At 61.3% G+C, this 19,100-nt stretch carries 18 protein-coding genes; 3 read left to right on the forward strand and 15 right to left on the reverse strand.

Annotation, left to right across the window (positions count from 1 at the left end; all coding sequences use genetic code 11):
• Positions 1-179 precede the first annotated feature (179 nt).
• Positions 180-629 (reverse strand): hypothetical protein, encoded by a 450-nt coding sequence (locus J3P95_RS14570; RefSeq protein WP_186615410.1) that lies wholly within the window; start codon positions 627-629, stop codon positions 180-182.
• 458 nt (positions 630-1,087) lie between these two features.
• Between J3P95_RS14570 and J3P95_RS14575 the strand changes: the two genes are divergently transcribed.
• From J3P95_RS14575 to J3P95_RS14585, 3 genes are all read left to right on the forward strand, one after another.
• Positions 1,088-1,303 carry a hypothetical protein gene (locus J3P95_RS14575; RefSeq protein WP_434563843.1) on the forward strand — a complete coding sequence of 72 codons (216 nt, stop codon included), beginning with the start codon at positions 1,088-1,090 and terminating at the stop codon, positions 1,301-1,303.
• 108 nt (positions 1,304-1,411) lie between these two features.
• Positions 1,412-1,642, forward strand: a complete 231-nt coding sequence (locus tag J3P95_RS14580; protein ID WP_434557515.1) for a hypothetical protein — start codon at positions 1,412-1,414, stop codon at positions 1,640-1,642.
• A 91-nt stretch (positions 1,643-1,733) separates the two neighbouring features.
• Entirely contained in the window at positions 1,734-1,970 is a 237-nt protein-coding gene (locus J3P95_RS14585) for a DUF2789 family protein (protein WP_434580801.1), read from the forward strand.
• Between the two features lie 150 nt (positions 1,971-2,120).
• On the opposite strand, the gene J3P95_RS14590 is transcribed toward J3P95_RS14585, so the two are convergent.
• From J3P95_RS14590 to J3P95_RS14655, 14 genes are all read right to left on the reverse strand, one after another.
• On the reverse strand, positions 2,121-3,728 hold the full coding sequence (locus J3P95_RS14590; protein WP_434557517.1) for a methyl-accepting chemotaxis protein: 1,608 nt from the start codon (positions 3,726-3,728) through the stop codon (positions 2,121-2,123).
• A gap of 173 nt (positions 3,729-3,901) precedes the next feature.
• Positions 3,902-4,306 carry a TraR/DksA family transcriptional regulator gene (locus tag J3P95_RS14595; protein ID WP_434557518.1) on the reverse strand — a complete coding sequence of 135 codons (405 nt, stop codon included), beginning with the start codon at positions 4,304-4,306 and terminating at the stop codon, positions 3,902-3,904.
• A gap of 370 nt (positions 4,307-4,676) precedes the next feature.
• A complete protein-coding gene (locus J3P95_RS14600; RefSeq protein WP_186615370.1) occupies positions 4,677-5,699 on the reverse strand; it encodes an ABC transporter permease in 1,023 nt (340 codons plus the stop codon).
• 34 nt (positions 5,700-5,733) lie between these two features.
• Positions 5,734-7,287, reverse strand: a complete 1,554-nt coding sequence (locus J3P95_RS14605) for a sugar ABC transporter ATP-binding protein (RefSeq protein WP_434557519.1) — start codon at positions 7,285-7,287, stop codon at positions 5,734-5,736.
• A gap of 73 nt (positions 7,288-7,360) precedes the next feature.
• Positions 7,361-8,284 carry a sugar ABC transporter substrate-binding protein gene (locus J3P95_RS14610; protein ID WP_434557520.1) on the reverse strand — a complete coding sequence of 308 codons (924 nt, stop codon included), beginning with the start codon at positions 8,282-8,284 and terminating at the stop codon, positions 7,361-7,363.
• A gap of 52 nt (positions 8,285-8,336) precedes the next feature.
• Complete coding sequence (locus tag J3P95_RS14615; protein WP_434557521.1) at positions 8,337-8,489, reverse strand: hypothetical protein; 153 nt, start codon at positions 8,487-8,489, stop codon at positions 8,337-8,339.
• A gap of 145 nt (positions 8,490-8,634) precedes the next feature.
• Complete coding sequence (locus tag J3P95_RS14620; protein ID WP_434557522.1) at positions 8,635-9,684, reverse strand: Gfo/Idh/MocA family protein; 1,050 nt, start codon at positions 9,682-9,684, stop codon at positions 8,635-8,637.
• Positions 9,685-9,717: 33 nt separating this feature from the next.
• Positions 9,718-10,728 (reverse strand): Gfo/Idh/MocA family protein, encoded by a 1,011-nt coding sequence (locus tag J3P95_RS14625; protein ID WP_434580798.1) that lies wholly within the window; start codon positions 10,726-10,728, stop codon positions 9,718-9,720.
• 31 nt (positions 10,729-10,759) lie between these two features.
• Positions 10,760-12,691 (reverse strand): 3D-(3,5/4)-trihydroxycyclohexane-1,2-dione acylhydrolase (decyclizing), encoded by a 1,932-nt coding sequence (gene iolD / locus J3P95_RS14630; RefSeq protein ID WP_434580797.1) that lies wholly within the window; start codon positions 12,689-12,691, stop codon positions 10,760-10,762.
• Between the two features lie 94 nt (positions 12,692-12,785).
• Positions 12,786-13,607: a TIM barrel protein gene (locus J3P95_RS14635; RefSeq protein WP_434557525.1), complete on the reverse strand. Its 822-nt coding sequence runs from the start codon at positions 13,605-13,607 to the stop codon at positions 12,786-12,788.
• Positions 13,608-13,639: 32 nt separating this feature from the next.
• The gene (locus J3P95_RS14640; RefSeq protein ID WP_434580795.1) at positions 13,640-15,142 is read right to left on the reverse strand and encodes a CoA-acylating methylmalonate-semialdehyde dehydrogenase; all 1,503 of its coding nucleotides are present in this window, start codon (positions 15,140-15,142) and stop codon (positions 13,640-13,642) included.
• 30 nt (positions 15,143-15,172) lie between these two features.
• On the reverse strand, positions 15,173-15,982 hold the full coding sequence (gene iolB / locus J3P95_RS14645) for a 5-deoxy-glucuronate isomerase (protein ID WP_434580793.1): 810 nt from the start codon (positions 15,980-15,982) through the stop codon (positions 15,173-15,175).
• Positions 15,979-16,872, reverse strand: coding sequence for a myo-inosose-2 dehydratase (gene iolE, locus J3P95_RS14650; RefSeq protein WP_434557528.1), 894 nt, complete (start codon positions 16,870-16,872; stop codon positions 15,979-15,981). Before iolE ends, iolB begins: the two co-directional genes overlap by 4 nt.
• 91 nt (positions 16,873-16,963) lie before the next feature.
• The gene (locus J3P95_RS14655) at positions 16,964-18,901 is read right to left on the reverse strand and encodes a bifunctional 5-dehydro-2-deoxygluconokinase/5-dehydro-2-deoxyphosphogluconate aldolase (protein WP_434580791.1); all 1,938 of its coding nucleotides are present in this window, start codon (positions 18,899-18,901) and stop codon (positions 16,964-16,966) included.
• Between the last annotated feature and the right edge of the window lie 199 nt (positions 18,902-19,100).

Consider the following 19,100-nt stretch of genomic DNA (forward strand, 5'->3'; position numbering starts at 1 on the left):
TCATGCCAGATACAGCAGTGACCGAACGGCGTTGCGAACCAAGCGCAAGCCTGTGAATAGTTCAGTCAATTGACTGTAGCCAAGGTTCCAGTACGCGCCGTGTAAAAACTGTTATCAACGCGCAAAGTCCGAGAGCGACTCAAACCGATGCGTCCGTTTACTTAGCTGCGGTGCACTTTCTATTCGCTGGCCTTGAATGTCACGAGTTCACCCTTGCGCCATTTGGCGGCCTTCGCAGTGACCGCTTTCAGAGTCTTGGTCAAGCCTTCCTGCAGCTGTTCGTTGGCCGCGAACACCGTCACCACGCTGTGGCCTTCCTTGAACAGGATCGCATGACCGTCTGCTGTCGTGACGAACGCGTAGTCACCCAGGCCATAGACTGTCAACTTGATCTCACGAAACTTGATTTCAAACTTCCCACCCTCGCGACTTGGCAACACCGCCGCGCGAAAATGGTCGCCAACCTTGAGCTCGAGCCTGGGCTTGTCATCCACCACCAGCGCCGATTCGGTATCGATTTCGGCAATGTAAATACCTTCGGCGGTCTGCTCGGTAACGTAGACAAATCGTGACTGGAATTGCTTGACCAGTTTTGCCCGCAGGTCACCCAGAACAAATAACGCATGCATGTCGAGATTACTTACTGCCAAGGAAACATCCCCATCTTTTTAAACGGCCACGCTCCAGGCGTGGACCAAGAGAACCCGCACGGTCGCAAGGGACCTGTCATTGAACTCAAAATTGAACGGCGCACCCTGACCCAGGGCGAGAGAAGACTAAAGGATCGCCACGCTCGCTGTCTTTCCCAGAGATCGTCAGGGGCTGAAGGAAAACACCACACTGATTATCGGAAAAGGTGGGACTACTAACTTTAGGGAAATTTCTCACTTAGAAAAGCATTTTTCTGACATCGAGACCAAAAAAAATTGCTTTAGATAGGCAGCACATCCACAGGGTGCTGCTGATTCTAGAGCAGCCAGTGGCGTGGAGACTACTCGAAACAACCTACAATTCGTCGGTAAACCATAGAAAAGGAATTCACATGGGTACTTTCACAACCCTGATCCGCCCCGTTACCTCGCGTATTATGCAAGCACATGCCTCCACTGATGGCTGCGAAGGCAGTGCAAATCCCTTGATCCAGCCGCAATATAGGGTCGTTCTGGCCGGTAAGTGTTTTTTTCACATCGAAGAGACGTCGACTGGACGTGTAAGAGGTTTCCGAGCCGATCATAACGAAGCCTGCCATCTGGCCAGAAGCCTGGAACAGAACCCTGCTGTCTCATCTGCGCCCTGTCCATGACTTAACTGAGCCGCCAACCTGCAACTGCTGCCATACTGGCGGCCCAGCGAAGACCGCCGCCTATCGGCGGTCTTCGCACAATAATATGACTTGAACGGAAGACGCGACGTGACGGAACTTGATATTGGCGACTTTTTCATCCGGGGCGAAGCGAGAGAGGTCGAAGGCGAGTTCCAGGCCGTCATTGTGATGCGCGCCAAATCACCCTCCAACGCTGTCACTTACCACCAGGTGGAGAAGGATCGCTGGTTCAAGACCACGGAAATTGCCGCCGAGGCCGCCAGGGAAGCGGCAAAGGCATTGAAGCTTGCGGTGGATGAAGGTGCACTGAAAGCTTGAAATCGATCGAACTCCTGACGACCGCTTGCCCTCAGATAAGGGAAGCAACCGAAGCGCCATGACGGCGGCAGTCCAAAGGAGTCCTGCAAAAATGGAACAACCATCACACGATCTCAAAACCCTGTTTGATCAATTGGGCCTTCCTTCGGAAGGCAAGGACATCGACGAGTTCATCGTGGCACACCCGTTGGACCCGGACACCAAGCTGGTCGAAGCCGATTTCTGGTCGGATCAGCAAAAGGATCTTCTCAGGGAATGGCTGCTCGCCGACGGTGAGGAAGCGGTGCTGGTGGATCAACTGAATGTACGCTTGCACGACGGCAAGTAACCCAAGAGTATCGCCAGACCGCTCTTGTGGCGAGGGAGCTTGCTCCCACTCGGCTGCGCAGCAGTCGCCGGCCTTATTGGGCCCGCTTCGCAGGCCAGCGGGAGCAAGCTCCCTCGCCACAAGAGCTCGGCGCACAGGTTGCGTTGAGACTCAGCGCGCCTTCTCGGGCTTGTAGCCCAACCGCAACCCACCCCAGTGACGACCCTTGAGCATGATCGGCACCGAAAGGTCATGCATCAGCTCCCCGGTGTCGCGCGTGTAGGTTTGCAGCAGCACCGGCTGCTGGTGGCTGCCGCAGCGAATCCCGGTACGATCGGAAAACTTGCGCTTGGTGCGGTTGTTCAGGGTGTCTACCTGAGGATCGCCAGTCAATGGCTGGCAGAAGGCGTTGTTGTGGGTCGGCACGTAGCCTTGCTGGGTACAGGCGATTGCAAACACCAGGCCTTCATGCCGGGCAAGTAGCGGTTCCTGGATGGCCGGCAGTACCTGATCGGTGTAGCGGTCGAAACGCGTCTGGAACTTGGCCGGATGGGTCTTGGGGATGGGCTGGTAGCTCCGGTCGAACAGGTCGTCCAGACTGATGCGACCCTGGTCGATGTCCGCTTCGAACTGCGCAGCAATCCGGCTCGCCCCTTCGCGCGCCAGATCGTAGACCCGCTGGTGATAATCGTCCAGGCCCACTTCGGCCAGGCGCTCGCTGATGGTTTCGGCCTGGCCTTCCATCTGGATGGCGGCCTCGGCCAGGCGCTGGGTCTGTTGGTCACTGATCGCCAGGTCGCTGCGCATTTGCTCAATGGCATGGAACAGGCTGTCGAGTTGCCCACGGTTGGTGTCCGTGCCTTGGGCGATGGCGCTGACCTGGGTTTCGACACCGGCGGCGAGCCGGGCAATGTTTTCCAGGTGCTGGCCAGTGTGCTCGACCTGCTGCACGCCGCTGTCCAGGTCGCCGGCCAGTTGGCGGATCTGTTCGACCACTTGCGCGGTGCGCTGCTGGATGTCCGCCACCATGACCCCGACCTCGCCGGTTGCCGCAGCCGTGCGTCCGGCCAGGCCGCGAACCTCGTCGGCCACCACCGCGAAACCGCGGCCATGCTCACCGGCCCGTGCCGCTTCGATGGCGGCATTGAGGGCCAGCAAGTTGGTCTGGCTGGCGATCGATTGAATCACCAGGCTCACGCGCTGGATTTCGTCGCTGCGCACGCTCAGCGCTTCGATCAACTCGCGGCTGTCATTGGCGCGCTGGCTGAGCTGATGCATGCGGCTGATGGACTCCACCAGCTCGCTGCGCCCGGCGACACTGCTGCGATGGGCCTCGCTGGCCGCGCCCAAGGCCTGCTGGCTGAGCTGCGAGGTAGCCTGCTCGGTTGCGATCATCGCTTCGGCGTTGCTGACGATCTGCGCCGCAGCGCCGAGTTGCGACTGGACCTTGCCGGCCAATTGCTTGACGGAATAGGCAACGCCTGCGGCAGACAGCGCGTTATGGCTGGTGGTGTAGGAAAGATCGCGGGTCAGTTCGGCGAGGCTGTCACTCGCCGGCGATACCGGCGCGCTGGCCAGCCGCGAACGCAGGCGTGGCAGCCAGACGACCAGCATCGCCAGGGGCAGGCCCACGTACAACGGCCAACCGCCCAGGCTCATGCCGCACAGCAGCAAGGCCAGCGCGACGCTTTGCAACGTCGGCGCAAGCCAGCGCGCCGTGCCATGCGCCGCGGATACCGGGGCCGGCACCGTCCCCGCCAGAGATCCGTCTGTCGCCATTTTCGCCACCCATAGTTCTCGTTGTTATGCACGCATTAAACGCCACTACGGGGCCATTATCCATGGTCCATTAGTCGTGTTGTTGCGTCAGCTCCACGAAAACAGTCAGACACGCGAAAACAAAAGATCGCAGCCTCCTGACGGGAGGCTGCGATCTTTTTGCGAAACGCGGATCAGGCCTGACGCTGGTGCTTGTCGATCTGTTCGTGACGTTCCTGGGCTTCGATGCAGTACTTGGTGGTCGGGCTGATCAGCAGGCGCTTGAGGCCGATCGGCTCGCCGCTGTCGTCGCACCAGCCGAAGCTTTGGTCGTTGATGCGGTCCAGGGCCTGCTCCAGTTGCGGAAGCATGCGCTGGTCACGATCGATGGCGTTGACCAACCAGGTGCGCTCTTCTTCCACGGAAGCGGCGTCCGCCGGGTCGGCCGGGGTGTCCAGGCTCTCAATGGCGATTCGGTTCTGTTCGATGCGCTCGTGGGTTTCGACTTTCATGTTCTGCAACAGCTTGGTGAAGTAAGCCAGCTGCTCGGCATTCATGTAGTCATCCGCCGGCATGGCCAGCAACTTTTCCTTTGTCATTGATTTCTCTATAAAAAAACGTGCATTAAGGCAAATTATGAAGCGTTCCGCACGAGGCTGTGTACAAACAGTGCCTGCGCGACTTCTCGTAGAAACCCGAAGCTGCCACGCTCATCGGGAAGGCGCCGTCTATTCCAAGCGCCACCCGGCACTCAATTTACGAGGGGCGGCAGTCTAAGGCCGAGTTGTGGGCTCAGCAACTGAAAACATAGGGAAAATGTCCGACAACCCCTTTAAAAGCCGTCTGACAGACTCAAGGCGGTCATCGGAGTGCGTTTATAACAAGAAATTCAGTGCGATGGCTGTATTAAGAAGACAAATGGCAACGCCACGCGGGTCAGGCGTGGCGCGCTGTCGCATCTGCGGGAGTCTAGCGCTTGAGTTTGCGTTTGTTGCGGTACTGGTCGATAACCACCGCGACGACAATGATCAGCCCTTTGATGATGTCCTGGATATAGGCATCGACGCCGACGAAGGTGAATCCGCTGGCCATCACCCCGAGGATCAGCGCACCGATCACGGTCCCGGTGATGCGCCCCACCCCGCCCGCCAGGCTGGTGCCGCCGATCACCGCTGCGGCAATCGCATCAAGCTCATAAGACATGCCCATGCCGGCCTGTCCGGTTGCCGCCCGCGCCGATGCCACCACCCCGGCCAGGCCCGCCAGCAACCCGGCGATGCTGTAGACAATCACCAAGTGACGCTTGACGTTGATGCCCGAGGTGCGCGCCGCCTGCATGTTGCCGCCGATGGCGTAGGTATATTTGCCGTACTTGGTGTAGCGCAAGGCGATGTGGAAGATCACCGCCACCACCAGGAAGATGATCACCGGCATGGCGCCGTGGCCGATGGCGGTGTAGGAATCGGACAACATGCTCACCGGCTGGCCTTCGGTGTAATAACGCGCCAGGCCTCGGGCCGAGACCATCATGCCGAGGGTGGCAATAAAGGGCGGGATACCGGTGATGGCGATGATGCTGCCGTTGATCGCCCCGGCCAGCAAGCCAACGCCCAGTCCGGCGATCACTGGGATCCACACCGGCAAGTCCGTCAAGGAAGGAAACACCGCCCGGGCGAAATCCGAAGTCTGGGCCAGGCTGGCGGCGATCATCGCCGACAACGCCAGCACCGAGCCGGATGACAGGTCGATGCCGGTGGTGATGATCACCTGGGTCACGCCGATGGCCAGCAGGCCAATGATCGACACTTGCAGGATCATCAGTACCAGGCGCTGGGAGTTCATCAGGAAACTCTGGTCACGCATGATCCAACCGAACATCTCGAACACCAGGCCGATGCCGATCAGCACCAGGAAGATGCTCAGTTCCGTCGGCAGCCGCCGACGCGTCCGGGCCGGTGTGGCCGCAGGTTTGTTTTCCAATATTGCGTTCATAGCCACTCACCTTTTTTATTCGGACTGACGGGCATCAGGACAAACCCGAGGCCAGTTGCATCACTCGTTCCTGGGTCGCTTCGCTGCGCTCGAGGGTGCCCATCAGGTCGCCTTCGTGCATCACCATGACCCGGTCGCTCATGCCCAGCACTTCGGGCAGTTCCGAAGAAATCATGATGACCGCCATGCCTTCACTGGCGAGGTAGGAAATGAGCCGGTAGATCTCGGCCTTGGCGCCGACGTCGATGCCGCGTGTCGGCTCGTCGAGAATCAGGATCCGCGGGTTGGTCATCAGCCATCGGGCCAGCAAGGCCTTCTGCTGATTCCCGCCAGACAAGGTATCAATGCACTGCTCAAGGGACGGGGTCTTGACCCGCAATTTCTTGCACATGTCTTCACACAACGCACGCAGGGCCTTCTGCTGGATGAAGCCGTTGCCGACGTAATGGGGCAGCACAGCCATTTCCATGTTTTCCAGCACCGACAGGCACGGAAACAGCCCGCTGAGCTTGCGGTCCTCGGTCAACAGCGCGAAGCCCTTCTCGATCGCCATGTGCGGGTCCGTGATGCGCACCGGTTGGCCGTCCAGGAGGATTTCGCCACCGGTGCTCGGCGTCACGCCAAAGATCGCCTCGGCGACGTTGGTCCGGCCCGAGCCCATAAGACCGGCGATACCGAGGATCTCCCCGGCGTGCAGGTCGAACGATACCCCTTTGAAAATGCCGTCCAGGCTCAGGTCGCGTACCGACATCACCAGATCACCGATGGGTTTGTCGCGCACCGGGAACAGCTGGCTCAGTTCACGCCCCACCATCATCGAAATCAAGCTGTCGCCGTCCATGCTGTCGGCCCGTTGCAGGCCGATGTAGGCGCCGTCGCGAAACACCGCTACTTCATCGGCGATGGCGAACACTTCATTCATTTTGTGGGTGATATAGATGATGCCCTTACCTTGGGACTTGAGGTCGGCAATGATCGAGAACAAGTGGGCGACTTCCGTCTCGGTGATGGCCGAGGTGGGTTCGTCCATGATCAGGATGTCGGAATCGTAGGAAACAGCCTTGGCGATCTCGACCATCTGCCGCTCGGCGATGCTCAGGTTGCCCACCTGCTCTTCGGGGTCGAGCTTGATCCGCAGGCGCTCCAGCAACCGCGCGGTGCAGCGGTGCATTTCGCCGTGGTCGACCATGTGCAGGCCGTTGAGCTGTTCGCGACCGATCCAGATGTTCTCGGCGATGCTCATGTGGGGCATCAGGTTCAGTTCCTGATGGATCATCGCGATCCCGGCCTGCAAGGCCGCCAGGGGCGTGTCGAAGGTGATCGGCTTGCCGCGCAGGCGCAGTTCACCGGCGTCCGGCTGGTAGATGCCGGCGATAATCTTCATCAAGGTGGATTTGCCTGCGCCGTTTTCACCCATCAGGGCCAGCACCGAGCCGGGGCGTACCCGCAATTGCACGTCGGACAGAGCCACCACGCCGGGAAATCCCTTGCTGACGTTAATGACTTCCAACAGGTACGGTTCGTCAGGTATCGCGCCCGGTTGGAACGTTGTTGCCGGGGCGCTCGAAGCGGTCGCTGAAGCGAACATGGTCAGGTACTCCCTTGGCAAGGTCGGCGCGGCGACCTTGCCCGTTTATTGTTGTGATGGAACGGGTGGGGCGTCACTTGAACTGATCGACGTTCTCCGGCGTGATCAGGCGATACGGCACCACGACGGATTCCGTTTTCTCGCCCTTGGCCATTTTGACCGCCGTGTCGATGGAGCCATCAGCCTGGCCCTTGGCGTCCTGGAACACCGATACCGCCATCTCGCCTTTCTTGATGGCGTTCAAGCCGTCCGGCGTGCCATCGACCCCGGCAATCAGGACGCTGCCCTTCTCTTTGCCAGCGCCCTTGAGCGCCATTGCCGCGCCGATGGCCATCTCGTCGTTGTTGGACACCACGGCCTGGAAGTCGCGGCCCTGGGTCAGCCAATCGTTGACCAGGGTCATGCCTTTGTCCCGCGACCAGGTGCCGGTCTGTTCCTGTTCGATCTTGATGCCCGGGTACTTGGCCAGCACTTCCTTGACGCCCTTGGTGCGGTTGGTGGTGGAGTTGTTCGCCAGATCGCCCAGCAGGATCACGATATCGCCCTTGCCGCCCATCTTGTCGGCCAGGTATTGCATCTGCATGCGCCCGGCTTCCAGGTCATCGGAGGCCACGGTGACCACCCCTTCCGGCAACTTCGGATCGTCCGGGCGGCGGTTGACGTACACCAGCGGGATGCCGGCCGCCACGGCGGCCTTGGTAATGCGCTGGGTCGCGGCGGTGTCAACGGGGTTGACGATGAGCGCATCGACCTTCTGGCTGATGAAGCTTTCGACCTGGCTCAGTTGCTTGACCACGTCGCTGCGCGCGTCCTCGAACTGCAAGGTGACGCCGTCCGGCAGGGCCTTGGCTTTCTTGTCCATGGATTCGCGCAGGTAGGTCAGCCAGGTGTCATCGAACTGGGACATGCTGACACCGATCTTCAGGTCCGCCAGGGCAGCGCCGCTGGCAAGCATCAGCGACAGGGCCAGCGAGGCAAAACGGGTCTTGGTCTTCATGAACGGTCTGTCTCCACATTCTTGTTGGTTTTATGGATAAGGCGTGACGGATTCAGGAACGCGGTAAACGCACGATCGGCGCGCCGGGCATGCAACACACCACGGCGCCCTTGCGCTGGATGCACAGGGATTCGAACAAAGGAAGGATTGCGGACAGGCGCAAGGGCAGTGGCAGGTGAAACGCAGAGCGGTTGAAGGTTTTCATCGACGGTACCTGGCTGTGTTTTTTGTTTTTGTTTAGTTCGTCGTTCGTTCAAGGCGGGCCTGGATAAACGCGAACAGGGTTGTCGGTAACCTGGATTCGACTTTATTGGAAAATATTTTCCATATCAACTAATTTTAGAATTTTATTAGTTTTTTGTTCCATGGCCGACAGGCATAGATAAAATCACCACTTCACCCTGCTCCGCGCTCTGCCTTGCAGCGTCCAAAAGCTGGGTGGTCGCCAAGGCATCGCGGGCTTCCACCGGCAGCGGCCCGGCGCCTTGCAACGCGGCTTGAAAACCCTGGTAGAACGCCAGCCAGCAACCGCGCTCCGAGGACACGCGCTCGCGCTCGGTGCCGTGTTCGAACCAGCCCCAACGCCGATGTTCCTCGGCGCCCCAGCGCTCGCCCTCGGTGGCCGGGCTCAATCCCGCCAAAGCCTGGGCTTCCTGCCCGTCGAGGCCCTCGACGGTATAGCAGCCCTGCGTGCCGCTGACGCGAAAGCGTGGCCGCGGCGCGTTCTGCAAGCAACTGCCACTCAAGTGCGAGACCACGCCGTTGGCATGGCTCAGCGAGAGGAAAAAGCCATTGTCGTAGGCCTGGCCGGGCTGTCGATAATCCAGCTCGGCGTAGACCCGGAGCACCGGCCCGAACAATTGCAGCGCCTGGTCCACCAAGTGACTACCCAGGTCGCGAAGAAACCCGCCACCGCTGCCCTTGCCCACAGAGGACGGCGAATAACGCTCCACGCTGGATTCAAAGCGAATGACCTGTCCCAGGGCGCCGGAGGCGAGCAACTTGCGAACGGTGAGGAAATCCGAATCCCAGCGACGGTTCTGATACACGCTCAACGGCACGCCGCGCCGTTCGGCGGCCAGCACCATCGCTTCGGCCTGGGTTGCGTCGGGGGCGAATGGCTTGTCGCTGACCACCGCCACGCCGAGCTCGATGGCTTCCAGCACCACGGCCGGCCGCGCCTCCAGCGGCGTGGACACCACCACCGCGTCGACGCCGGCCGCTACCAACTGTGCCAAGCTGTCGAAGGCCGGTACCCGTGGATGGTCGGCCGCCAATTGCTGGCGCCGCTCGGCGGACCGGGTCACCACGCCGACGAACGTCGCCCCGGACAGACTGCTGATCAGCGGCGCGTGGAAAAAGCGCCCGCCCTTGCCGTAGCCTACTAATCCGATTCGCATGAAAATCCCTTATGCAAGTTCTGAAGGAATGTATCAGCCGTAGAAACGAGGACGCTGCGGCAACTCGACCTTCACAATCTGGCCACTCTGCTGCGCTTGGATACACGCATCCGCCGCTACTGCCGCGGCGAAGCCGTCCCAGGCCGAAGGCCCGCCCACTAGCCCGGCGCGTACGCCGTCGATGAACGCTTGCAGCTCAACGTCATAGGCCGCGATGAAGCGGTCTTTCCAGTCCATCAGGATCGCATTGGACAGCTTGGCGCCGCTGCGCAGCTGAACCTGGGACGGTTCCGGCAGCTTGGCGATGCCGGTCTCCCCCACCACTTCGCACTGGATGTCATAGCCGTACTGGCAATTGACGAACACTTCGACGTCGATGCGCGTGCCCTTGGCGGTTTCCAGCAAGACGACCTGCGGGTCCCGCAAGTGCGCCAAGGCCTTGCTGGTCTTGCGCGGGAACACCACCTGCACCGACACGTAGTCATCGGCCAACAGCCAGCGCAACACATCCAGCTCGTGGATCAAGGTGTCGGTGATTGCCATGTCGGTCTTGTAGTTCTCACCCACGCTCGGGTTGCGGTGGGCGCAGTGCAGCATCAGCGGCTCGCCGATCTGGCCGCTGTCGATCACCGCTTTGAGCGCTCGATAGCCTTCATCGTAGGGGCGCATGAAACCCACCTGCACCAGGCGCTTGCCGTGGGCCACTTCGGCGTCGACGATCCGGCGGCAGCCTTCGGCGGTGACAGCCAAGGGTTTTTCACAGAACACCGGCTTGCCCGCCGCAATGGCCGCCAGGACGAATTCTTCGTGGCTCGGCCCCCAGGAGGTGACCAGGATCGCCTCGACGTCCGGCGCCTTGATCAATGCGTGGCCGTCGGGGTAGACCTCGGCGGTCAGCTTCAAGTCGGCCACCACCTTCGCCGCCTGGGCGAGGTTGATGTCGGTCACCGCCACGACCTGGCTGTTGAGCAAGGCCTGGCTGCAACGACGGATATGGTCCTGGCCGATGGCCCCGGTGCCGATGACGCCCAGCTTCAAAGACATGTGGAACTCCTTAATGTAGGTGTTGGGGCAATCAGTATTGACGGGCCTTGGCCAGTCGTTCATTGAGGGTCTTGGCGACCGCGTCGGTGCGGGCGCTGGTGGAGACCTGCGCCACGCCGACCCGCCACCAGGACAGGTATTTGTGGATCATGGTCTTGGGCAGGACCTTGATATCGATCAGCGTCGAGACTGTCTGGCGCCGGGCATCGGCCAAGGCTGCGTGCAGCTCGTCGAGGGTCTTGACCTTATAGGTCTTGCAGCCGTAGGCCGCCGCGCTCATGGCGAAGTCCACCGGCACAAAACCGCCGTCGAGCTTGCCGGTGTCCGGGTTGCGGAAGCGGAACTCGGTGCCGAAGCTGTCCATGCCGTGTTCCATTTGCAGGTTGTTGATGCAACCGAACGTCATGTTGTCGAGCAGCACGACGTTGATCTTGCGGCGCTCCTGGATCGAAGTGGCGAGTTCCGAATGCAGCATCATGTAGGAACCGTCACCCACCAAGGCATAGACCTCTTTGTCCGGCTCGGCGAGTTTCACCCCCAGGGCAGCGTTCACCTCATAGCCCATGCACGAATAACCATATTCGACGTGGTAGGTGTTCACGCCCAGGCTGCGCCAGCTGCGCTGCAAATCGCCGGGCAAGCTGCCGGCGGCGGCAACGATGATCGCGTCGTCCCCGAGCGTTTCGTTGAGAGTGCCCAGCACGCGGCTCTGGGTCAGGCAGGAGCCGGTGAGTTCGATGAACTCGCGAAACACCGCTGGGTCCATGTGGTCGTTGATTTCCGGGACGAAGTCCTCGGTCTTGAAGTCTGCCTGATAGATCCGGTCCACCTCGGCATCCAACTGAGCCTTGGCGTCGAAGATCTGCCCGCCCCATTCGGCGCGATAGTCGCCCATCCCGGCCGACAACGCCTCCAGGCCCGAACGGGCGTCGGCCAGCAGTTGCACGCCATCGAGCTTCAAGGCATCGCACGGGCTGATGTTGAGGTTGAGGAACTGCACGTCGGGGTGCTGGAACAGCCATTTCGACGCGGTGGTGAAGTCGCTGTAGCGGGTGCCGATGCCGATGATCAGGTCCGCTTCCTTAGCCAGCAGGTTCGCCGCCAGGCAGCCGGTTTCGCCGACGCCGCCGACGTTCAGTGGGTGGCTGGAGACCACGGCACTTTTACCGGCCTGGGTCTCGGCAAACGGAATCTCGAAGCGCTCGGCGAAGGCCTGGAGCGCGGCGTTGGCGCCGGAATAGCGCACGCCGCCACCACAGATGATCAACGGCTTGCGCTTGCCCTTGAGCAGCGCCAGGGCATCGCCGAGCATCGCTTCGGTGGCCGGGCGGCGGTCGATGCGGTGCACGCGTTTTTGCAGGAAGTAATCCGGATAGTCGTAGGCCTCGGCCTGCACATCCTGAGGCAGCGCCAGGGTCACCGCGCCGGTCTCGGCCGGATCGGTGAGCACGCGCATTGCCTGGATCGCGGCGGTCATCAGTTGCTCAGGGCGATTGATCCGGTCCCAGTATTTGCTCACGGCCTTGAACGCATCGTTGGTGCTGATGCTCAGGTCGTGGAATTGTTCGATCTGCTGTAGCACCGGGTCCGGCTGGCGGCTGGCATAGACGTCACCGGGTAATAGCAGCAACGGAATACGGTTGGCTGTCGCGGTTGCGGCGGCGGTCAGCATGTTCGCCGCGCCGGGGCCAACCGATGAGCTGCAGGCGTAGATCTTGCGCCGCAGGTGCTGCTTGGCAAACCCGATGGCGGCATGGGCCATGCCCTGTTCGTTGCGGCCCTGATGGACCACCAGGTCGCCACTGTCCTGTTCAAGCGCCTGGCCCAGGCCCAGCACATTGCCGTGGCCAAAAATGGTAAACACCCCGGCGACGAACTTGCTCTGTACGCCATCGACCTCGATGTACTGGTTATCGAGGAATTTCACCAGGGCCTGGGCCATGGTCAGTCGTGTTGTGGTCATGCTTGCACCTTATTCTGGATTGCAGGTCTGGAATGCAACTGGCGGCGCTCGGTTTCGGTTCCCGCTGCAAAGCCCGGCCAGATTGGCAGTCGCGTCAGGCCTGGGAGCTTTTCAGGTGGTTCATGCTCGCCCCTAACGCCTGGCGGATATCGGCCAGCTCATGGACGCTTTCGGCAAACGGCTCGAAGGACAAATAGCCTTCATAACCTGCGGCCCGCAGCGCTTCGATCTGCCCAGCGTTGCCGAGAATGTCGGCCTCGCCGACCAGCACCCGATGGCCGTCGCGAATGGTCGCCAACGGTGCCTGGGCATCCTCGACGCCGGAAATGTGCACCAGCCCGGTCAGGTCAGGGAAAAATTCCTCTTCGCCTGCCAAGTGATGATGAAAGGTGTCATGCACCAGGCGGAACACATCCAGCCCGCCGCTGGCCTTGATCGCTTCCACCGCCGTGCGCTTGTGCCGCAACGAACACTCTTCGAAACCCAGCGGCTCGATGAAGCCGTAGATACCAAAGGCGCGCAGGATCGGCGCCAGCTCACTGAGCGAGGTGCGTAGCCCCGCCGCGCGCTCGGACTCGCTGCGCGGGTCGGTGCGGTCGTTGAGCGGGCACATCACCAGTCCCTCGGCGCCGCATTCGCGGGCGTAGTCAGCCAATCGCACGGCCTGGGTGCGGCGCTCCTCGTTCCACACATCGAAGGGGTACAGGGCGTTGATCGACAACACCTTGATGCCGCGTGCCTCGCACAACTCACGGACCCGGGCCGGTGGCATGCCGTCTTCGATCTCGACGCCCTTCAGGTCATTGCGAATCTCGATGGCGTCGGTTTTCAGCGCCAGGGCCAGGTCGATGAACGCCGGGAGTGACAGGCGCGGGGCAACCATTCGGTTCAAGGCAAAACGCAGGGGCTTGTTCATTGTTGTTCTCCCTCCGGCATTCATTAGATGGGTTATTGGGCAGTGGGCATGCTGAATTCAGGCCCCCTGGCGATACTGTCGGGCCAGCGTTGCATCACGCTCTTGTAGCGACTGTAGAAGCGCAGGCCTTCCTCGCCGTAGGCGTGGTGATCGCCAAACAACGAACGCTTCCAGCCGCCAAAGGAATGCCAGGCCATGGGCACCGGAATCGGCACGTTGATGCCCACCATGCCGACCTTGATGCTGCGGGCAAACGCCCGGGCGATGCCGCCGTCGCGGGTGAAACACGACACGCCGTTGCCGAATTCATGGGCATTGATCAACGCCACCGCCGTGGCGAAATCCGGCACACGAACGATCCCCAGCACCGGGCCGAAAATCTCTTGCTGGTAGATGCTCATCTCGGCAGTGACCTGGTCGAACAGCGTCGCCCCGACAAAAAATCCCTGCTCGGCCCCCGGTACTTTGAAGCCGCGACCATCGACAATCAGGCGAGCGCCTTCGGCCACGCCAGCGTCGATGAAACCTTCGACTTTGGCCTTATGCTCGGCCGTCACCAGCGGGCCCATGTCGGTGCCAGGTTGCTGGCCGTTGCCGACCTTCAACTGGTCGATACGCGGCAGCAGGCGAGCGATCAGTTCATCGCCGACCTCGCCCACCGCCACGGCAATGGAAATCGCCATGCAGCGCTCGCCGGCCGAACCGTAGGCCGCGCCGATCAGCGCATCCGCCGCCTGGTCGAGGTCAGCGTCGGGCATGACAATCATGTGATTTTTCGCCCCGCCCAAGGCCTGTACGCGCTTGCCGTTCGCGGTGCCTTGCTGGTGGATGTATTCGGCGATGGGCGTGGAACCGACAAAGGAAATCGCCTCGATGTCCGGGTGCTGCAATAGCGCGTCCACCGCCGCCTTATCGCCCTGGACGACGTTGAACACCCCGTCCGGCAGGCCTGCTTCGGTCAGCAAGCGGGCCATTAGCAGGCTTGCGGACGGGTCGCGCTCCGAAGGCTTGAGGATGAAACAGTTGCCGGCGACCAGCGCCAGGGGAATCATCCACAACGGCACCATCACCGGAAAATTGAATGGCGTTACGCCGGCGCACACGCCCAGGGGCTGGCGCAGGTTCCAGTTGTCGATGCCGCCGCCGATGTTGTCGCTGAAATCGGTCTTGAGCAGGCTCGGCGCACCGCAGGCGTACTCGACGATCTCGATGCCGCGGGTGACTTCGCCGTGGGCGTCGGACAGCACCTTGCCGTGTTCGCGGCTGATGATCTGCGCCAGTTCGTCATGATGACGGTCCAGCAGCTCCTTGAACTTGAACATGACGCGCGAGCGGCGCAACGACGACTGCTCGGACCAGCCCGGGAACGCGGCCAGCGCCGATGCCACCGCCGCCTCGACGGTTCCCGGTTCGGCCAGCGCCACCCGAGCCTGCACCGCGCCGGTGGCGGGGTTGAAGACATTGCTGAACCGGGCGGCGTCGTTGTCCTGCACGCGGCCGTTGATGTAATGGCCTATTACCGGGGTGTCGCTCATGGTGCGTGTTCTCCGTGCGGATTCTGTGGGTCAGAGGTCGAGCAGCCAGCTGTGCTGCGGATCGTTATGGAACTGCCAGACCCGCTTCGGACCGGCCATGACGTTCAGGTAATAGGACTCGTATCCATAAGGCACGCTGACCGGGTGGTAGCCCTTGGGCACCACCACCAGGTCGCTGTTCTCCACGGCCATGGCCTGGTCGATGCTGCGGTCGTCGGTGTAGACCCGCTGGAACACGAAGCCCTGGGACGGGTTGACTTGGTGGTAATAGGTTTCTTCGAGAAAGCTCTGGTGCGGCAAATCGTCGGTGTCGTGCTTGTGCGGCGGATAGCTGGACGAGTGCCCCGACGGTGTGCGCACTTCCACCACCAGCAGCGAATGGGCCGGTTCACTGTCGGGCAGGATGTCGCAGACGTAACGGGTATTGGCGCCCTTGCCACGGACGCTGCGCTTCATGCTCTCGGGCCGGATCAACCGTGGGCCGTATTCATTCGAGGCCGCACCCTTCGCTGCGCACACCGCCACCTGCACATCGCTCAACGCGGTGACCTGGGCTTGGCTGCCGGGCGGCAGGTAAGCGGCGTAGGGCGACTTGTCCTCGAACACCGATTGGCGATCGCCGAGGTTGTCCCAATCGAAGGCGCCCTGCCCCGGCGCTTCACCCTTGAGGTTCATGCGGCCGCTGAGCAACACCACGCACAGTTCCTGGTCACCGGCAGCCACCGGCAGGGTCTCGCCAAGGCTTAAGCGGTAGGCGGCGAAACCGACGTATTCCAATGCATCGCGCGGCAGTTCGACCATGGTTCGATCACTGGGATTGCTCTTGATCAGCAGGCTCATGGCGCAGTCCTCTCTTGCAACAGGGCACGCAGGGTGTCGTAGCCCTTTTTCGCATAGACATAACTCGGCGCAACCGCCGGGTCCTGCTCGGCTTCCACCACCAGCCAGCCTTGGTAATCGGCGGCCAGCAGGACGTCCAGCAGCGCGGCGAAATCGATGTCGCCATCCCCCGGCACGGTGAAGGTGCCGTTGATGATGCAGTCGGGAAAGCTCCAGAGATTATTGCGCGCCAGTTGCACGACAGGTTTGCGCACGTCCTTAAAGTGCACATGGCAGATGCGTTCGATGTGTTTGCGCAGGACCTGCAACGGTTCGCCGCCGCCCATGTAGCAATGGCCCGAGTCGAACAAAAGACCGACCTCGCTGCCGGTCAAGGCCATGAGTTTGTCGATGTCCGAAGGTGATTCGACGTAGGCACCCATATGGTGGTGATACGCCAGGCGCACGCCTTGGGACAGGGTGAAGCGCGCCAGTTCGGTCAACTTGTCGGCGTAGGTTTGCCAGGCCTGATCGGTATGAAAGCGCGGCCGTTCGATCAACGGGATGCGCTGGCCCTGGATGGAGTCCGCCACTTCGCCGTAGACCAGCACCGTCGCGCCGTTCTGCGCCAATAGCTCGACATGGCTGGCAATCGCGTCGATTTCCTCGGCCGCCGAACGTCGCGCAAGGCGGCTGGAGTACCAGCCGGAGACCAACGCCAGATCATACGGACGCAACACGTCACCGACGCCCTTGGCATCCTTGGGAAATTTGCCGTTGAGCTCGAAACCTTCGTAACCGATTTCCTTGCCTTCGCTCAGCGCCGTGCTCAACGGCGTCTCGCCACCCAGGGACGGCAAGTCGTCGTTGCTCCAGGAAATCGGGTTGATGCCAATTCGAATAGCGGGCATGGCTGCACCTTTTTTGTTGTTTTCTCTAATGTTCAACCGATCACCTATGGCGAGGGAGCTTGCTCCCTCGCCACAAAAACCTGCGCAGTCATCAAGCACGGGCGCTGCGCCAGGCCTCGATCAATTCCACAAACCTGCCCTGCACGTCCCGAATCAGCGTTTCATCATCGATTTCCCCGGCCAACCAGGCCCGGCTCGGCTCCTGGAAAATCGTCCGGCCCACGGCAAAACCCCGGCACGTGGTGCTTTGGCTGGCTTGCCGAAAACCTTCGGCCAGCGCGGCGGCGGGCGCATTGAGGCCCAGCAGCACCACACCCCGGCAATACGGGTCACGCGCCTGGATCAGTTCGTCGAGTTGCTTCCACTCTTCGGCAGTCTGGCCTTCGATTTTCCACCACGCGGGAAAGATCCCCAGGTTGTAGAGGCGCTGGAGCGCGCGATAGAGCACATCCGGATGGGCCGAGGGGTGGTCCTTGGGCGGAATGACTTCCAGCAGCAATTCATGGCCGCTGACCTGGGAGGCTTTGTACAAGCCCATCAGTTGCGCCTCTTGTTCCAGTCGCAGCAGCGGCTCGTCATCGGGGTGGAATTGCACCAGGCACTTGATGATTTGTTCCTGCGGCCAAGCGATCAGGTTGCTGCCGATCGACCGTCCATGCTCGAACGCCAGCGGCCGCGAGCCTTGGACTTCCACCGGACGCGCTACCCACCAGCCGCGTCCGGTGGCGGCGTTCAGCGAGTCCTGGCCAAAACGCTGGTCGGCCAGCAGGCCGACGTCGGCGTCGATGCCTTGGCGTTGCAGGTCGGCCTCGACCCGCTCCACGGCCTGGATGAACAGTTGCTTGAGCTGGCCGATGCTGTCGAGGTCGCGCCCGCTCTTCTGGGCCAATTCCACCAACTGCCAACGATGGTCGAAGGCAAAAACGAACAGTTGTTTCCAGGTCTTACGCGGCACGCTGACCTGATGCAGCCGTTGCAATACGGCGTCCTGGTCTGGACGGGTGATTGGCACCGGGCTGTCGAACAGATACTCGAGTTCGGCCCGGGTCGGCATGGCCGGGGCACAGGCGTGGCGCGACACCACTAATCCGCCACAGGCGTTAGCCAATTGGCAGCAGCGCTCGTCGCTGGCGTCTTCCAGCCAACCGGCCAAAAAGCCCGACATGAACGCGTCACCCGCGCCGAGTACGTTCAACACCTCGACCCGCACGCCGGGGTAAAGGGCGCCGTCTTCCAGTCGGTTCGCAACCTCGCCGTGGATCACCGTGCAACCCTGCGGGCCGAGCTTGACCACCAGGGTGGCCGCCGTCAGCGAGCGTACGGTGCGCAGCGCGGTCAGCAAGTTTTCACTGCCGCCGGCAATCAAAAACTCTTCTTCGGTGCCGACGATCAGGTCGAAACGCGGCAGGATGCCTTGGACGTGTTGGCTGACTTTGCGGTCGGCGACAAAACGGGTTTCCCCATCGGCCTTGCTCGCCAAGCCCCAGAGCACCGGGCGGTAATCGATGTCGAGGACGCGCTTGACCTGATGTTTCTCGGCAAAGTCCAGCGCCTGGATGCTGGCGTCGTAGACGCCTTCGGTGGAGAAATGCGTGCCGGTGATCAGCAGCGCCTTGCTGGACGCAATGAAGGCTTCGTCGATGTCTGCGGCCCGTAGCGCCATGTCCGCGCAGTTTTCCCGGTAGAACACCAGGGGGAAGGTTTCCCGGTCCTTAATCCCCAAAAGGACCATGGCCGTCAGGCGTTCAGGATCGACTTTTATGCCGCTGACATCACACCCTTCGCGCGCCAGGGACTGGACCAGGAAGCGCCCCATGTGATCATCGCCTACCCGGCTGAGCATCGCCGACTTGAGTCCCAGGCGGGCCGTGCCGAAGGCGATGTTGGCAGATGAGCCGCCGAGGTATTTGGCAAAACTGCTGACATCTTCCAGGCGCGCGCCGATTTGCTGCGCGTAGAGATCGACGCCCAAACGTCCCAGGCAGATCACATCCAATTGACGCCCACTGGCAAAACGAGTCTGGCCCATGCTGGCTCCTGTTATTTTTATCAGCCTGCGCTTGGCGCCGGAACCGACGCCAACGCTTTGTTGGAAGCAGACTAAAACGAGCGAGCGGCAATAATCAATATTTATTCCATAAATTTTTTATGTGGAATATTTTTTCCAATACGCTATTGGTCAACCGGGCCAGACGCAGTGCATCGTTTCAGCAGGTGTTACAACCTCG

Source organism: Pseudomonas sp. Z5-35, assembly GCF_051131945.1.
GTDB classification, from domain to species: Bacteria; Pseudomonadota; Gammaproteobacteria; order Pseudomonadales; family Pseudomonadaceae; genus Aquipseudomonas; species Aquipseudomonas marvdashtae.

Excerpts from the sequence above, each read along its gene's own strand:
- iolB (WP_434580793.1), bottom strand. The coding sequence starts at position 15,982 with ATGAGCCTGCTGATCAAGAGCAATCCCAGTGATCGAACCATGGTCGAA.
- J3P95_RS14570 (WP_186615410.1), bottom strand. The coding sequence starts at position 629 with ATGCATGCGTTATTTGTTCTGGGTGACCTGCGGGCAAAACTGGTCAAG.
- J3P95_RS14635 (WP_434557525.1), bottom strand. The coding sequence starts at position 13,607 with ATGAACAAGCCCCTGCGTTTTGCCTTGAACCGAATGGTTGCCCCGCGC.
- J3P95_RS14600 (WP_186615370.1), bottom strand. The coding sequence starts at position 5,699 with ATGAACGCAATATTGGAAAACAAACCTGCGGCCACACCGGCCCGGACG.
- J3P95_RS14655 (WP_434580791.1), bottom strand. The coding sequence starts at position 18,901 with ATGGGCCAGACTCGTTTTGCCAGTGGGCGTCAATTGGATGTGATCTGC.
- J3P95_RS14575 (WP_434563843.1), top strand. The coding sequence starts at position 1,088 with ATGCAAGCACATGCCTCCACTGATGGCTGCGAAGGCAGTGCAAATCCC.
- J3P95_RS14585 (WP_434580801.1), top strand. The coding sequence starts at position 1,734 with ATGGAACAACCATCACACGATCTCAAAACCCTGTTTGATCAATTGGGC.
- J3P95_RS14620 (WP_434557522.1), bottom strand. The coding sequence starts at position 9,684 with ATGCGAATCGGATTAGTAGGCTACGGCAAGGGCGGGCGCTTTTTCCAC.
- J3P95_RS14605 (WP_434557519.1), bottom strand. The coding sequence starts at position 7,287 with ATGTTCGCTTCAGCGACCGCTTCGAGCGCCCCGGCAACAACGTTCCAA.
- J3P95_RS14640 (WP_434580795.1), bottom strand. The coding sequence starts at position 15,142 with ATGAGCGACACCCCGGTAATAGGCCATTACATCAACGGCCGCGTGCAG.
- J3P95_RS14610 (WP_434557520.1), bottom strand. The coding sequence starts at position 8,284 with ATGAAGACCAAGACCCGTTTTGCCTCGCTGGCCCTGTCGCTGATGCTT.
- J3P95_RS14625 (WP_434580798.1), bottom strand. The coding sequence starts at position 10,728 with ATGTCTTTGAAGCTGGGCGTCATCGGCACCGGGGCCATCGGCCAGGAC.
- J3P95_RS14590 (WP_434557517.1), bottom strand. The coding sequence starts at position 3,728 with ATGGCGACAGACGGATCTCTGGCGGGGACGGTGCCGGCCCCGGTATCC.
- J3P95_RS14615 (WP_434557521.1), bottom strand. The coding sequence starts at position 8,489 with ATGAAAACCTTCAACCGCTCTGCGTTTCACCTGCCACTGCCCTTGCGC.
- iolE (WP_434557528.1), bottom strand. The coding sequence starts at position 16,872 with ATGCCCGCTATTCGAATTGGCATCAACCCGATTTCCTGGAGCAACGAC.
- J3P95_RS14595 (WP_434557518.1), bottom strand. The coding sequence starts at position 4,306 with ATGACAAAGGAAAAGTTGCTGGCCATGCCGGCGGATGACTACATGAAT.
- iolD (WP_434580797.1), bottom strand. The coding sequence starts at position 12,691 with ATGACCACAACACGACTGACCATGGCCCAGGCCCTGGTGAAATTCCTC.